General features: G+C 53.9%; 15 protein-coding genes. 10 read left to right on the top strand and 5 right to left on the bottom strand.

Going from position 1 to position 15237, the window contains the following annotated elements:
* Positions 1 to 13: 13 nt before the first annotated feature.
* The 4 genes from MKX51_RS26675 to MKX51_RS26660 all read left to right on the top strand — a co-directional run bounded on the left by MKX51_RS26675 (position 14) and on the right by MKX51_RS26660 (position 3357).
* Complete coding sequence (locus MKX51_RS26675; RefSeq protein ID WP_340937995.1) at positions 14 to 1684, top strand: response regulator; 1671 nt, start codon at positions 14 to 16, stop codon at positions 1682 to 1684.
* Between the two features lie 96 nt (positions 1685 to 1780).
* Positions 1781 to 2119 (top strand): STAS domain-containing protein, encoded by a 339-nt coding sequence (locus tag MKX51_RS26670; RefSeq protein WP_340937997.1) that lies wholly within the window; start codon positions 1781 to 1783, stop codon positions 2117 to 2119.
* Between the two features lie 18 nt (positions 2120 to 2137).
* On the top strand, positions 2138 to 2590 hold the full coding sequence (rsbW, locus tag MKX51_RS26665; RefSeq protein ID WP_036730295.1) for an anti-sigma B factor RsbW: 453 nt from the start codon (positions 2138 to 2140) through the stop codon (positions 2588 to 2590).
* On the top strand, positions 2587 to 3357 hold the full coding sequence (locus MKX51_RS26660) for a sigma-70 family RNA polymerase sigma factor (RefSeq protein WP_036730293.1): 771 nt from the start codon (positions 2587 to 2589) through the stop codon (positions 3355 to 3357). Before rsbW ends, MKX51_RS26660 begins: the two co-directional genes overlap by 4 nt.
* A 166-nt stretch (positions 3358 to 3523) precedes the next feature.
* Here MKX51_RS26660 and MKX51_RS26655 read toward each other — a convergent pair whose 3' ends face one another.
* Positions 3524 to 3853 (bottom strand): DUF5665 domain-containing protein, encoded by a 330-nt coding sequence (locus MKX51_RS26655; RefSeq protein ID WP_036694977.1) that lies wholly within the window; start codon positions 3851 to 3853, stop codon positions 3524 to 3526.
* A 129-nt stretch (positions 3854 to 3982) separates the two neighbouring features.
* Complete coding sequence (locus tag MKX51_RS26650; RefSeq protein ID WP_340994483.1) at positions 3983 to 4507, bottom strand: YtxH domain-containing protein; 525 nt, start codon at positions 4505 to 4507, stop codon at positions 3983 to 3985.
* Positions 4508 to 4830: 323 nt separating this feature from the next.
* On the opposite strand from MKX51_RS26650, the gene MKX51_RS26645 reads away from it, so the two are divergent.
* The gene (locus tag MKX51_RS26645; protein WP_340994482.1) at positions 4831 to 5550 is read left to right on the top strand and encodes a pirin family protein; all 720 of its coding nucleotides are present in this window, start codon (positions 4831 to 4833) and stop codon (positions 5548 to 5550) included.
* Positions 5551 to 5666: 116 nt separating this feature from the next.
* Here MKX51_RS26645 and MKX51_RS26640 read toward each other — a convergent pair whose 3' ends face one another.
* On the bottom strand, positions 5667 to 5891 hold the full coding sequence (locus tag MKX51_RS26640) for a DUF1128 domain-containing protein (protein ID WP_340751658.1): 225 nt from the start codon (positions 5889 to 5891) through the stop codon (positions 5667 to 5669).
* A 162-nt stretch (positions 5892 to 6053) separates the two neighbouring features.
* Here MKX51_RS26640 and yyaC point away from each other — a divergent pair, with 162 nt between their 5' ends.
* On the top strand, positions 6054 to 6581 hold the full coding sequence (gene yyaC, locus MKX51_RS26635; protein ID WP_340994481.1) for a spore protease YyaC: 528 nt from the start codon (positions 6054 to 6056) through the stop codon (positions 6579 to 6581).
* A gap of 67 nt (positions 6582 to 6648) precedes the next feature.
* Complete coding sequence (locus tag MKX51_RS26630; protein WP_340994480.1) at positions 6649 to 7434, top strand: alpha/beta fold hydrolase; 786 nt, start codon at positions 6649 to 6651, stop codon at positions 7432 to 7434.
* An 85-nt stretch (positions 7435 to 7519) separates the two neighbouring features.
* On the opposite strand, the gene MKX51_RS26625 is transcribed toward MKX51_RS26630, so the two are convergent.
* Positions 7520 to 8824, bottom strand: coding sequence for an MFS transporter (locus MKX51_RS26625; RefSeq protein ID WP_340938008.1), 1305 nt, complete (start codon positions 8822 to 8824; stop codon positions 7520 to 7522).
* Positions 8825 to 8827: 3 nt separating this feature from the next.
* Positions 8828 to 9385: an ArsR/SmtB family transcription factor gene (locus MKX51_RS26620; RefSeq protein ID WP_340994479.1), complete on the bottom strand. Its 558-nt coding sequence runs from the start codon at positions 9383 to 9385 to the stop codon at positions 8828 to 8830.
* A 238-nt stretch (positions 9386 to 9623) separates the two neighbouring features.
* On the opposite strand from MKX51_RS26620, the gene MKX51_RS26615 reads away from it, so the two are divergent.
* From MKX51_RS26615 to MKX51_RS26605, 3 genes are all read left to right on the top strand, one after another.
* On the top strand, positions 9624 to 10286 hold the full coding sequence (locus tag MKX51_RS26615) for a DUF6483 family protein (protein WP_340994478.1): 663 nt from the start codon (positions 9624 to 9626) through the stop codon (positions 10284 to 10286).
* 57 nt (positions 10287 to 10343) lie between these two features.
* On the top strand, positions 10344 to 11525 hold the full coding sequence (locus tag MKX51_RS26610) for a class I SAM-dependent methyltransferase (protein WP_445322036.1): 1182 nt from the start codon (positions 10344 to 10346) through the stop codon (positions 11523 to 11525).
* A gap of 758 nt (positions 11526 to 12283) precedes the next feature.
* On the top strand, positions 12284 to 14836 hold the full coding sequence (locus MKX51_RS26605) for an O-antigen ligase family protein (protein WP_340994477.1): 2553 nt from the start codon (positions 12284 to 12286) through the stop codon (positions 14834 to 14836).
* Positions 14837 to 15237: the final 401 nt, after the last annotated feature.

Here is a 15237-nt window from a genome sequence, read left to right as displayed (position 1 = left end):
TAAGGAGGGACCTATGGGGGTTCAGGAACCGATTCATATACTGCTGGTTGATGACCGTCCCGAGAATTTGCTGGCACTCGAAGCCGTCCTTGAGAGTCAGCATTACAAGCTTGTCAAAGCCAATTCTGGAGAAGAAGCACTTCGGTGCTTGTTGAAATATGAATTCGCCGTGATTGTTCTGGACGTTCAGATGCCGGGTATGGACGGGATCGAAACCGCCAAGCTAATCAAGGCCAGGGAGAAAACCAAGGATATTCCGATCATCTTCATCTCTGCCAACAGCAGGGAGTCGGAGCATCTCTTCGCAGGGTACTCTGCCGGCGCTATTGATTATATGGTCAAACCGTTTATCCCGCAGATTCTGAAGTCGAAGATTGAAGGCTTTGTGAATATGCATCTGACCAGCAAGAAGCAGCAGATTCAGGCGATGCAGCTGCAGCAAAAGACGCTGGAGCTTGAGCGCATGAACGGTGAACTGATCAAAGCCAAGGAAGAGGCGGAGATCGCGGCTAAGGCCAAGACCGAATTTCTGGCAATGATGAGTCATGAGATCCGCACGCCGATGAATGGCGTAGTGGGCATGATTGATCTTTTGATGGAGACCCAGCTTGCTCCTGAGCAGAAGGAATATACCGAGATTATCCGTAAAAGTGCGGACACACTAATAACCGTGATTAACGATATCCTTGATTTCACCAAGATGGAATCGGGTAAAATGGAAATGGAAGAGCAATTATTCGAGCTGCATACCACCATTCAGGAGGTATTTAGTCTGTTCTCGGCGGAAGCCGGCAAAAAAAATCTGGAGCTGGCCTATTTCATCGACCAGAAGCTGCCGCGGCTGATTTATGGAGATATGGCCCGGCTGCGCCAGGTGTTGATCAACCTCGTATCCAATGCGGTGAAATTTACCAACCAGGGCGGCGTTTATTTAGTTGCTTCCATTCTGCCTGCAGTGGATAATAAGCTGGTAATAGAATTTACCGTTAAGGATACAGGTATTGGAATTTCACCGGAGAAATGTGACCGGCTGTTCCAGCCCTTCTCCCAGCTTGATTCCTCCATGACGCGTAAATACGGAGGCACAGGTCTCGGCCTCGCCATCTGCAAGTCCCTCGTGGGCATGATGGGCGGAGATATCCGTGTAGAGTCGATGGAAGAGAAGGGGGCTACCTTTGTATTCACTATCCAGGTTGCCGTGCCGGAGGAAGAGCTGGAAGGCGGCTGCCCGGAAGAGGAAGGTACAGCGGACGAGGTAGATGAAGCAAGCCGGAGCAAAGTGCTGATTGTGGATGACCATCCGATTAATCAGCGCCTTATGGTTAGCATGCTGGATAAGCTCGGATATCGTGCCGATGTTGCTGAGGACGGGAACCAGGCTGTAGAACTGGCCCGGCAATCCGAGTACGATTTTATCTTCATGGACCTGCAGATGCCGGTGATGGATGGTCTTGAAGCCACTTCCCTGATTCGTGAGGAGAGCAGCGGTTCGCCTGACAAGACGGTGATCATTGCGATGACTGCGAATGTGATGGAGGGGATTCAGGACCGCTGCACCGCTGCCGGAATGGACGGCTACATCAGCAAGCCGCTCAAGCTAAGCAGCATCAAACAAATGATCTCCAGATATTCAGGCAGAGATAACCCCGCAACCGCACGGAACACTTCGCTTTTCAACGCATGACCCATGAATTACCAGTGCCGTATTGTCTCTTTGTTGTTTCAACCCTGTGCTATTAGGGTTATTGGTAAAGAAAACATTTAACCAGGAGAGTTGTCTATGAATACACATAAAAGCGAAAAGTTTCACGCAAAGACCGAAACCGTTGGTTCGGTATGCACTGTTTATCTGGTAGGTGAACTCGATCTGTCTGTGGCGCCTGACTTTCGTCTGGTGATGGAACCGCTAGTGGGAGACACGGGGCTTGATCTCGTGATTAATCTGAAGGATCTGAAGTATATTGACAGCACAGGTATCGGAATTCTGTTGTCGATCCTCAAAGCAAGACATGGAATGGACGTCAAGTTCACCGTTGCTGAAGTTCCCCCGCAAATACAGAAGCTTTTTGACATGACCGGCATTTCCAAGTTTTTTGCCTCCCAAGAGAATACCCACTAGGAAAGGATCGAACTAAGAATGAGTGATGACATACAAAGAGTAGTTCTTCAGTTACCCGCCAGTGCAGAATATGTCGATATTGTCAGACTTAATTTATACGGCATTGCCTCCAAAATGGGTTTTACTTATGAAGACATTGAAGATATGAAGGTAGCCGTCTCGGAAGCATGTAATAACTCCGTGCTCTATGCCTATGGGCAAGCGGACGGTATGGTTGATGTAATCTTTGAGGTAGGATCAAGTGTCTTATCCATTACTGTCAAAGATGAGGGGGAGAGCTTTGACGGTTTGGATGCGTCCGGGGAACGTCTGACGCTTCATGACAAGGAGCTGAATGATGTTCAAGTGGGCGGACTGGGCTTCTATCTAATGCAGGCGCTGATGGATGACGTTAGCGTTGTTAGCGAATCAGGGAAAGGGACAGTCGTTACCCTGACTAAACGGCTCAATTTCAGCGAGGAGAAAGTATGAATGACAAAGTGACTCCCCCAGAGTCCATGAATGAAGCAGTAAGCCTGATCTGGGAATACCAGCAGACGAAAGACAATGAAATCGCAACAGTGCTCATCCGCAAATATGAACCTATGGTGAAGATGGCAGCCGGCAAAATTGCCCGTAACCGTCCGGATCTCTATGAGGATCTGTATCAGGTAGGGCAAATGGCGCTGATCCGGCTACTGGCGCAATACGACATCAGCTTGGGGATTCCCTTCGAGCCGTATGCGATGAAGAGCATGATTGGACATATGAAAAACTACCTGCGTGATAAATCCTGGTACATACAGGTTCCACGGCGGATTAAGGAAAAAGGCGCGCTTGTTCAGCAGGCCATTGATGAGTTGACCATTCGGCTCGAACGTTCTCCGGCGGTTGAAGAGATTGCCCACTATCTGGATCTCACCGTAGAGGAAACTGTGGAAGTACTGGCCGGCAGAGAATGTTATCATTATGTCTCCCTGGATTCCCCGCTCTCCCAGGAAGAGAGCGGGGCCACACTCGGTGAATTGATCAGCTCCGATGCGAATGACTACGAGACGGTGGAGAAGCGTATGGATCTCCAGCAGGCGCTCGGACAGCTGAAGGAGCAGGAGCAGCAGGTGCTGCTGCTGGCCTTCCAGGATGGCCAATCCCAGCGGGCTATTGCCCAGAAGCTGGGTGTCTCGCAGATGAGTGTCTCCCGTATCCAGAAGCGGGCCACCGAGAAGCTGAAGCAGATCATGGCTAATTCATCCTATTAAATATCAATGTCATTATAATTCAGGGCAGGCTCTATCCCTTTGGGATGGAACCTGCCCTTTTTCGGGCTCCCCGCCGCAAGGCAGGGTTATTCGGCCATGAGCAACATCCCTCCTGGAGTCTATTCGCGGTAGAGTAGGCTGCAGGAGGGATGCGCGGGAAATGTGTTTAGTTAGCATCTATATACTTTTTGATTTCTCCAAGATATTCCCCGATAACCGGTACATTGAGAAACAAACTGAGGATATAGCCGAGGATACCAAGAATGACAAAGGTACCGAGTGAGAGGCCCAGGCCTCTGGAGATCCCGGCCATCAGATTGGTGATAATCCGCTTCTTGGGGTCTGTATAGTTCTCCAGGATATCCTTGAACTCCGATTTTTCCAGTGAGTCGGCGATCTTGTCGAGCCTCGCATTCAAGCGTTTGACCTCATGCCGCAGCTCGAAGGGATGCTCATCTACGTCATAAGCTTTGGTTCTGTTGTCCGCTTCTCCCATAAGGCGTACCTGCTTTCTGTAGCCTGAATCAGGCTTTATTGAAATATAAGACATGCATAAATAGGGAGCGGCCAGCTACGGAAGATCTGGCCGCTCCCTTCAATGTATAATCAGCCTGAACATCCGGGATTAATAAGAGGATTTAACTTCGTCCTTGGCATCTTTCGCTGCGCCTGCGATTTCCTTGGAAGCGTCCTTCGCCTTGTCGGCAACCTCTTTGGAGGTATCCTTGGCTTCAACCGCTATGTCCTGGGAGGCATCCTTAACGCTGCCTGTAATGTCCTGGGAGGCATCGCTTACCGTTTCGCCAATCTTTTTGCCGGTTTCCGCCAGAGTAGCTGCAATTTGTTGCTTGCTGTCACTGACTGTGGTGAAGATATCGGAGGCTTTGGCCGATACGGTGCCTGCCAGGTCTGTAGCTTTTTCACCTACGGTCGTAGCAATCGTCTTGGTCTTGTCAGTTACGGCTCCTGCAACCTCTTTTGTCTTATCTGTAGCTACTGTGAACTTATCGGACAGGTCACTGCGCATTTCACGGCCCGGCTTCGGTGCGAATAACAGTGCCGCTGCTGCTCCGAGCAGACCGCCGATGAAGATCCCTTTAAAGAATGTGCTGCCGCTTTCTACCGGAAATTCCTTCTCTGCTTTATTCATTATCAATCACTCCTTATCAGAATTGTCATTCAAATTCAGGTGAGCCTGAATGTTCTTACTTCGTATATACACTTTGGGCTATGTGCTGAAACAGCGGAATAGCTTGGCAAAGATTGCCGGAGCATAAGGGAGCATCCCAGCCGAAAACGTGTTTTTTCATACCTAATTCGGTGAATATGCGGCTTTACAAGTTTGATTGATCTCGAAGGGAAGGGGGTAAGAAATAGTTAATCATAGCGCATCTATACATCCCATATTGAAGAGCATTCATTCCCCTGTTTAGGATATTGATAAGATTCCAACATCTATGGAGGTGCAATATTATGATAAAAGTAGTCACAGCAGCCGAGCGTCATACTTCGAATAGAGAATGGATACACAGTGAATTCAGCTTCTCGTTTGCCGATTACGATGATCCCAGCAATGCCCATTTCGGCGCACTGCTGGCGCATAACGACAATGAATTGAAGCCTGAGCAAGGCATGCATGAGCACCCGCATCATGATCTGGAGATTATCACTTATGTGGTATCCGGTGTGCTGAAGCATCAGGATGATCTGGGGAATCATGCAGATCTGCAGGCAGGCAGTGTGCAGCTGATGAGCGCAGGAACAGGCATTAACCATTCGGAGACGAACCCGTCAGATCATGTGGATGTCCGGTTCCTGCAGATCTGGCTTTTGCCCGACCGGCCCGGTAAGACCCCGAAATGGGATGCCCGGTTCTTTCCGGCTGAGCTTAAGCTCAACCACCTGCTGCCTGTTGCTTCAGGAGAAGGGACCCAGGGCTCGCTGCAGCTGGACAATGATGTTAACATCTACTTGTCCGTTCTGCAGACGAACCGGGAGCTGCGCTATCCCCAGCAGGAGGAGCGGCGAACCCATCTGTATGTCATTTCCGGGAATCTGGAGATCTCATGCGCGGACGGTGTATTCCAGCTCCAGCAGGGGGATGCGGCGCGCATCCGCAAGAGCTGTGAGCTTACGCTCAAAGGCATAAGCAGCTCAGGAGATGCAGAATTCATTCTGATTGATCTCCCGTAGCCGCCGGAGCATGACAGTAAGATTATTCTTGCAGCAGACAAAAGCCCTTCAGCTCAACGTCCCGTCTTACGGACAATGAAGCTGAAGGGCTTTATATTGTATACGGACTGCTGGTGCTATTTCTTGCGCAGGCGGCCAAGCTCTGAGACGAGCGCCTCCACCTGGGAGATACTGAGCCGGTCACTGCCCATCGCAACCTCGTATATATCCTGAATATCCTCATACTGCTCCACCGAGAAGGCTGACGCCTGCATCGCAGCGGCACTGGCCATTTTCAGCTTGTTTTTGATGCCTTCAATCATATATTCAACGTTCTCCTGGCTTGGGTTTGACAAATCCATTGAGTATAACCATCCTCCCTGAGTAATATAGAATGTGAACTGGTATAGTTCAAATATCTTATCATGTTTGGGCAGGGGATGACCATTTTTTTGTCCAGATCACGCAAACATGTTAAATTAAAGGTAAATATAACGGGTTGCTGAGTAAGGGGGGGAGAGTCTTTGGCCATCAGAGAAGAAGAGAGCAGAAAACGGCGTAAAATGGATGCCGGGGGACTGGCGGTTTTCTTCCGCAGGATCGCAGACGAGTATTCCGCTGAGCAGCTGACCTTCCTCTGTATCGGAACAGACCGCTCCACCGGAGATGCACTGGGGCCGCTGACGGGAAGCCGCCTGCTGGAGTACGGATTTCCGAATGTAACGGGTACGCTTCCGGCGCCCTGTGATGCGGATAATCTAGTTCAGCGGATAACAGAGATTCCGGAAGGGCAGATTATTATCGCTGTCGACGCCTGCCTGGGACCGCCGGCCGCCCTGGGCTGTTATTTTGCGGCAGCGCAGCCGCTGCGTCCGGCAGAATCGGTAGGAGGACTCCTGCCTGCTGTAGGGAATTACAGTCTGGCGGCGATCGTTGATGTGAATAGTCCGCGTCCTTACCGGACGATACAGACTACCCCGCTCTACCGGGTAATGGTTATGGCAGAGCAGATTGCCAAGGCAGCCGCACAGGGATTCGGACTTACGGATTGAGAGCGTTTCAAATCAGCTGTTCTAGCTTATTAATATAGACCACTACATAGAAAGAGGGTAAGCAGCCATGGAAAATGTTCGATGCGAGGGAAGCAACATCTGCTACAGTGATCAAGGCAAAGGGGATGTAATCGTACTGTTGCATGGATTCTGCGGGAGTGCCGAGTACTGGGAAAAGGTGATCCCAAGCCTGGCTGCCCATTACCGGGTCATTGCCCCGGATCTGCGCGGGCACGGGGCTTCGGATGCTCCGCTTGGAGCCTATACCATCGAGCAGATGGCTGATGATGTGCTGTCGCTGCTGAATGCCTTGGAGATTCCGGAATGTTATCTGCTGGGACATTCGCTCGGAGGCTATATTACCCTGTCGTTTGCCCAGCGCCATGCCTCCCGGTTGAAGGGCTTCGGGCTGATTCATTCCTCCGGTTATCCGGATAGTGAAGAAGCCAAGGAGAACCGGCTGAAGAGCGTCACCATGATCCAGAGCGAAGGCATCTTTGCTTTTGTGGATCAGCTGGTGCCTGGACTCTTTGCCCCTGGAGCGGACCCCCGGCTGCTGGAACGTGCCAAGGAGATTGGCTATAAGACTCCGCCGCAAGGCGCGGTTGGCGCATCCTTGGCTATGCGGGAGCGCCCGGACCGCCGCGATGTGATCTCGGCAACGGCGCTGCCGGTGCTGCTGGTTGCGGGAGCAGAGGATTCTAAGGTGACACCGGAGCGTACCTTCACCTCAGATAACCGGAACATCACCAAGGTGACGCTGCCGGGTGTAGGCCACATGGGCATGTTCGAAGCACCGGAGCAGCTGGCGAAGATTATTAAGGATTTCGTATATTCGCCTGTGAAGAAGTAAATTACATCAGGTAATAGGGACAGAAGGCAGCACTTCCGCTCTCCGGCGGGTGCTGCCTTCTGTTTGCTGTGCAAATATATATATTTTATTGAAACTTACGGATCGCCGGAACGCACAGCACCAGGGCAACACAGGAGAGACCCAGGCTGGAAAAAATAATAATGGTCGGTACTCCTCCGATCAGGTCGGCCAGCCAGCCGACTAAGATATATCCGACCGGCAGCAGGGCGAAGGACCCGAACATATCCAGACTGGCAACCCGTCCGAAGGCTTCCTTCGGAACAAGCTCCTGCAGGCTGATCTCCCAGATCAGCCCGAAGATCATTAATCCGAAGCCTTCCACGGCAAATAAGGTGATGGCTGCTGCCGGAGTGCCTGCGAACGGGAGCAGCAGCAGAGCAGCCCCGCTGATCATGGCGCCGCCGTAAGCCAGGATGCCGCGGTGATACCATTTCGCCCGCAGGCCGTACAGCAGGCCGGCCGCTATGGCCCCGACACCGGAGAACGTAACGGCCAGGCCATAGAGGTAAGGAGGCCAGCCGTGATGGACCTTGAACAGCCAGGGAAGAAGGACGCTGATTACGCCCGTATAACATATATTGACGAAGCAGAAGGCGAGAATGGTAATCCAGAGCCAGGGCTGGCTGCGCAGAACATGTATTCCTTCGGCGAAATCCTTCCTCCAGTGCGGAGCGGGAGAGGTCCCGGCAGCAGGCTTAGCCAGGATTTCAGTCTCAGCGGCAGCAGACTGCAGCCGGGTCATCATCACTCTGCGCAGATAGACCAGGCAGATGAGGGAGATAAGATAGGTGAAGGCATCAATTCCGAAGCCGAAGCCCGCGGACAGGTGGGTAATCAGCAGTCCCCCTAACGCGGGACCGATCAGCCGCACGGATTGGGTTGTGATCTGAGTTAAAGAATTCGCTGCTACGCGGATATCCGGAGTGAATACGGTAGCGCGGACGGCAGCGTAGGCGGGCTGGAATAAGCCGTCCAGCAGGCCGTAGCAGGCAACGAGTCCATAGAGCAACGGAATGCTCAGCACTCCGGTCAAGGACAGCACAGCAGTCGTAATCATAACGATGAACCGGGCAATATCGGCCAGCATCATAATCCGTACACGGTCGTAGCGGTCGACAATATGTCCAGAGACCGGCAGCATGATTACATTAGGCAGCATGTAGGCGGCCATGACCATCCCCATAATGGTGGTGGAGCCGGTCAGGGAATAGACCAGGACAGGCAGGATAACCATGGTTACCGAGCTGCCCAAAAAAGAAACTAAATGTCCCAGCCACAGGTAAGGAAAGGCGCGGGATTGCCGGAAAGGGGCAGCGAAGCCCTCAAGCGGATGATGCTTCGGTTGTCCGGAAGGGCCAGCGGTGCTCATCTATTACTGTGCCTCCCCTTCCGGCTGTGCAGCTGCATCGGCAGACTGCAGACGACCCAGCATCACTTCCACACCGTATTCGTCACCTTCCGTTACCTTGGACTCCCAGGCGGTAATCAGCTCCAGCAGCTCCTGGTGGAATTCCGCAAGCTCCTGAGGAGAGAGAGTAAGTCTGGTAGTGAAATGACGGGTCTGGTCTTCTTTGCGGAAGTGAAGGCTGCGAAGCGCCTCCGAGTGGAACATCGTACCTTTGGAACGGTAAAATTTCTGAATGATGCCTCCTGCGGCTTCTGTACGGACAAGCTCCAGCAGACCGCCTTCATAGAGCTTGACGATATGGTAGTGAATATTACCCGGAGTCTTGTTCAGCTTCTCCGCAACCTGCTTGGATGTAAGCGGCTCTGCCGACAGCGTGTGCATAATCTTAATCCGTAAGGCGCTCTCCAGCAGCTTATCCTGTTCCGGCGTAACGTTCAAAAGCCGGTTGCTTGTCTGCAGATCCGGTTGACCTGAAACGGCTGCTGTGATGGAGTCTTGCATTTTTCCGGTTGGCTTGGTCATCAATTAACCTCCTATGTAGGGTCAGTATTAGCATGTATACAGTCTGTATCCAATTATCGATCTGTTAAATAGTTCAATCTGTAATACAGATCGGATAGCTGAATTATAGTTCATCATTATAGTGGGGTCAAGACTTAACTTCGCAGAGTGGCGCCGGAGAGACGAATGGTTTAAGATGAGTCCAACAGCAAGCAGAGGAGACAAAGGAGAAGCAGCTGCGTAACGAAAGGAGCTCGGTATGTTCCGGAGAGATTATATTGTACGGATGATTGAGGATATGACGGCAATGGTCGCCAAGGTGCTGACCTTGAAGCAGGATAAAAAAACAACGGAGGCCCTGTGGGAGGTAGATGAGCTGCTGATGCGGCATTTTCGCCTGAATTCGCGTCTGCTCAATTCGTTGTCTGTAGAGGATATTATTGATATGTTTCGTCTTGGGGGCGTGCTTGAGGCCGACAAGCTGCAAGGGGTAGCCCGGCTGCTGAAGGAGGAAGGCGGGATTTACGCGGCCAAAGGAGACCGGGATGCAGCCCTGTTCAGGGCGATGCGTTCCCTGCATTTATTCATCTATGCCGGTCTTCATGGCGCGGACCGTGAGCTGCTGAACATGACGGAAGAGATCCATGAGCTGCTGGAGGAAGTGGAGCCGTACCGCCTTCCCGCCAAGACCGAACGCCTCCTGATGGCTTACCACGAATCCCGGGGACATTACGCCAAGGCGGAGAACAGTCTCTACCGGCTCTGGGAGCAGGGGGAGAATGTGGCGGAGGAAGGCCGGGAGCTGTACGGACGGCTGCTGCTTTTAAAGCCGGAGCAGTTAGCCCAGGGCGGTCTTCCACTAGAGGAAGTGCAGCAGGGCATGGAAGAATGGAGCAGGCTTAAGGTTAATGCTATAATGTAACGATATTCAGGAGACTAAGTGCTCTATTTTATAACCCGGAAAGTGAGATGTACCCATTTGGAAGCTTTGAAGGAATTGATCGAGCAAGTGATGAGCGGCCGCACTCTGATTACGGCTACATTAAGCCAACTGCGCAGCAAGGGCGATGCCCCCTACAATAAAGTGCAGGTCAAGCCTGTTGAGCTAAAAGGAAAGCTGCATTATCAGTTTGCCTATTATATCGGCCCTAAGGTGGAGCACCGTAACATTCCGGCAGAGGATGCCGCTGAAGAGATGCTCTCTTTGCTGAGGGACACCTTCCGCCAAGGTCTGCTGTGTACTGCCGGTGCCGACTATCAGGTGCTGATCAGCAAGAAATACAAGGTATCTATTCTGACCAAATCAGCCAGCAAGCAGGAAGCGCCGGATCTGGCCCACAACCGCCGGAAGCAGTATGTGCTGGATGAGGGCGAGCCGGTGCCGTTCCTGGTCGAGCTTGGCATTATGAACAGCGAGGGCAAGGTGCTGGCGAAGAAATATGATAAGTTCCGCCAGATCAACCGGTTCCTGGAGATGGTTCAGGATGTGCTGGGCGATCTGCCGGCAGGCCGGCCGCTGACAATTGTGGATTTTGGCTGCGGCAAGTCTTATTTGACCTTCGCGCTGTACCATTATCTCGCCGTCCGCGAGCAGCGGGAGCTGAATATTGTAGGCCTTGACCTTAAGGCAGATGTCATTGCGCACTGTGATGCACTGGCTGCTAAGCTGGGCTATGAACGGCTGAAGTTCCTGGTGGGCGATATCGCCGACTATAATGAGCTGGATCAGGTGGACATGGTGGTCACACTGCATGCTTGTGATACCGCCACCGATGCTGCACTGGAGAAGGCAGTGCGCTGGGGCGCATCGGTCATCCTCTCAGTGCCCTGCTGCCAGCATGAGTTGTTCGCGCAGGTCGAGAGCGAGGTGCTGAATCCGCTGCTGTCACACGGCATCCTGAAGGAGCGGTTCTCGGCGCTCGCCACCGATGCAATCCGGGCGAAGCTGCTGGACCTGATGGGCTACCGCAGCCAGCTGCTGGAATTCATCGACATGGAGCACACTCCGAAGAACATCCTGATCCGCGCCGTGCGCAGCGACAGCGGCGATCAGGCCGCCAAATGGCGCGAATACACCGCATTCCGCGATTTCCTCGGTGCCAAGCCTTACCTGGAACGCGTCTGCTCCGACCTGCTGCCCGCCGGCAGTGCGGAAGGTTAATTTATGTGTTGAATAGTTTAGGGTATGACAGAACGGCCGCTTCCTGATGGGGGCGGCTGTTTTATTTGCGGTTTGTGGAAATGGGGGCGGAATGGGCCGAAGGAGAAGCGGGGGTAGAGCTGGAGGAGAGCCGTAGGCAGGCGTGCCCCTGCCTACGGCTTTTACCGGTTGCGGGGCAAATGTGTGTGGAAAACCGAACACAATTGGCTGTGTGCGGGTGAGTGGGGCAAATGTGTGTGGAAAACCGAACACAATTGGCTGTGTGCGGGTGAGTGGGGCAAATGTAAGTGGAAAACCGTATACAATGTGGTGTTGCGTGGGTCGTATCCTGGCTAGGATAGCACATGAGAGGCGAGATGCTCCTCCACCGGCGTGGGAGGCCAAATGAGCAAAATCAGGTGCACAATTGCACTTCATTCGAACGTGTGAGCTACTTCGGGTGGAATGAGGAGCACAAGTGCTCTTCATTTGAGCGTTGGTACTACTTCTTGTGGAATCAGGAGCACAAGTGCTCTTCATTTTGAGTGATTGAGCTACTTTGGGTGGAATCAGGTGCATAAGTGCTCTTCATTTGAGCGTGTGAGCTAGTCGGGGGAATCAGCTCCCTCTTCTGTTTTCCGGTAAATATGGGCAGACTGTTAAGCATCATGAGCAGTAGGAGATTTAGGATGCGGGTGAACAGGTACGGACGGCAAAGTGATTGGTTGGTTACTTTGGTCTGCGCGTTGGCTTTGATATCAGCTGGGATGGCGTCCTGTGTGCTGAGAGGGTTCTTTTTCACCGGGGAGATGTATGGGTTCCTGACGGTGTGGTTTGGCATGTGCGGAGTCTTGCTGGGATTGGTACTTATCTATATGGTGGCTGGCAGAGGGGCTGGGATTAAGCTGCATCGGGTAGATCCGAAGTGGTCTGGTAGTTGCTCGAATAGGACGCAAGTAGAGGAGCAGTCTGAATACATAGAGAATACACGGGAGTTGGCGGGCAGTAGGAGGAGAGGGAACGAGAGCGGGAGCAGGCTGGTTGTATGGGGGTTGCTTAGCAGCTGTGTGCTCCTCTGTTTCTTGTATGCTATCCAGGCACTGGGCAGTCCCGTATCTGCGCAAGGAACACTGAATGAGATGCTGCGCTGGGGCTTCTACACTAGCTTTGTTACATTCGCTTTGCTGGCGGCGCGAACCCGCCGGGGAGGAACTCTTCTTGCAGCAGTGTGGCATCTGCTTGGAATCACTATCAGCTTGTCGGCCCTACTGGCAGTATGCGGAGGGCTGCCGGTTCCTTATGCGGTGGCGTATACTGAATCCCCCGGAGTCAGTGCCACTGGTGCTAGGCTGGCCGGGCTGCTTCAGTATCCGAATGCCTTTGGTGCGGTAATGGCTGTGTATTTGCTGGAACGGCTGTTTGCTGCTGCTTATAGCTTCTGGCCTGGAGTTTCTCAGGGAGATGAAGGCAGCAATGTGGTAAGTTCGGGTGTCAGCGGAGCGGGTGAGGTAGATATAGAAGGTGCGGGTGGAGACAATAGTGCGGTAAGTTCGGATGTAAGTGGAGCGGGTGAGGTAGGTGCAGAAAGTGCGGGTGCGGGCAATAATTCGATACGTTCGGGTGTCAGCGGAGCGGATGAGGTAGATACAGAAGGTGCGGGTGGAGACAATAGTGCGGTAAGTTCGGATGTAAGTGGAGCGGGTGAGGTAGGTACAGAAAGTGCGGGTGCGGGCAATAATTCGGTACGTTCGGGTGTCGGCGGAGCGGGTGAGTCAGGTGCAGGAGATGCAGGCACCAGTGCGCAGCGGACCGGAAACTGGTCCGCTGCGCACTGGCTAAGAGCGGCGTGCCTGCTGCCGCTCTTCCCGTACGCCGCCGCGCTGCTGCTCAGCGAGTCGCGCGGCGCATGGCTGGCTGCGGCTGCCGCCGGTGCCGCAGCCCTTCTCCTGAAGCGGCAACTGTTCGTGCCGCTTCTAATCACCGGCGCCGCCCCCGTTGCCGCGGCGGCGCTGCTCTACCGCCAGCTGGCCCGCTCCGGGCTGGCGGCAGAGCCCCTGCCCGGCCTGCTGCTGCTGGCCGGGCTCTGGGCCGGCGCGTGGCTCGCCGGCCTGTGGCTGCACCGCCGCAGCTGCCGTGCGGCGGGCGGGCACCACGCCGCCCTGCTGGCGCTGGCGGCGGCGGGCTGGACGGCGGCGGCCAGCGCCGTCCTGCTGCTGGTACGCGCGCGGATCACCGGGCCGTCACCGACGGCCGACGCGCGCGGGCTGTTCTACCGCGACGCCTGGAAGCTCGCGGCAGAAGCGCCCTGGCTGGGGCGCGGGGGCGAGACCTGGCGGCATACGTACCTTGCCGCCCAGTCCCGCCCCTACGTGGGCAGCCAGGTGCACAGCGGGTACCTCGACATCCTGCTGAACCTCGGGATGGCGGGTCTGGCTGCGGTCCTCCTGCTGCTTCTGGCCGCAGGAGGGCTGGTATTCAAGGCGTCACCAAGGCTGCTTCCGCCTCTGCTGGTGATTATTCTGCATAGCGCAGCCGATTTCGACTGGAGCTATGGACTGGTCTGGCTGCTGCTGCTCCTGCTGCCCGCCTGGGCAATGGCCGAAGCAAACAGCCGGACTGCTAGTACGGCTGTCCCTACAGTTCTGCATGACTCCCGTTGGTGGCGCAGCAAGCCGGCTGGCCAGCGAAGGAACCGGCTTTGCCGATTATGGAGATACGCAGGCATAACCGTTCTCTGCGGGCTGACCCTCCTATGCAGCGGTCTTTCCTTCCAGGCCATGAAGGGGGCCGCCCTATTCAAGCAGGCGTTCAGGGAGAGTGATCCTGCCGTAAGAATTACGCTGCTGCAGCAATCACTGAGCTGGAACCCGAGAGAGCCGCAGACTGCGGTTGCATTATCGCGGCTGCTTCCACAGGAGCAGGGGGTTGATCTGCTCCTGCGAAGCCTGTTATTCTCTCCGGGGGACGTCGCCCTGCACGGGGAGCTTGCGGCAAGTTATCTGCGGGGCAGTGATCCTGGAGAAGCGCTATACTGGGTCCGCCGCAGTCAACAGACGGATCACTTTAATGCTGCCAGAAGGCTTGCTGCATTAAGAGGAATGCTTGAGATGGGGGAACGCAGCTTGGCAGAGGGAGACAGACGTATAGCGGCGGACAGCGCGGCTGCGGGACTAGAGCTGCTGCGGCAATACAGCCTGCTGACCACCAAGGAGCAGGACAGAGGACCGCAGCATAATGACCGCAGCTTCACCTTACTTCCGCAGAGCGAAGGGATCTATCTTGAGTTAACACATTTACAGTCCCAGGCGGCCTTTAGCTCCAATAATAAATAAGACGTACCTCAGTATGGAACCCGAAGTTTGATCGCGACTGAGGTAAAACTATCAGCACAATGACCGCAGCTTCGACCTAGAAGCCCATCAGCTTTAAAATAGTGGAGCAGAAGCAACTCCCCTTCAAATTGCAACTTTTCCAAGCGGGGGTTGTTTTTAGGGGCGTTTGGCTTAGCGTAACGGACAGAGGTGCTCTTATCCGGGAAGAAAGTCGTCACTTGGGCGATTAACGGACCGCAAGGTCCATATCCCCTGCCATTCAGCTCCAAAACGACTCGTAGAAGGACGATAAGGTCGCCTGAGTCCGTTACGCTGCAAAAGGTGGCGTTCTTGTGGGAATAAGGTCTTTTCGGTCCGTTAGATTTTTTGGGATGATAGAGTTTCATTACACGAACCCCTGA

This window comes from Paenibacillus sp. FSL M7-0420 (genome assembly GCF_038002345.1).
GTDB lineage: Bacteria > Bacillota > Bacilli > Paenibacillales > Paenibacillaceae > Paenibacillus_AQ.
This window is presented reverse-complemented; position numbering and strand designations above follow the sequence as displayed.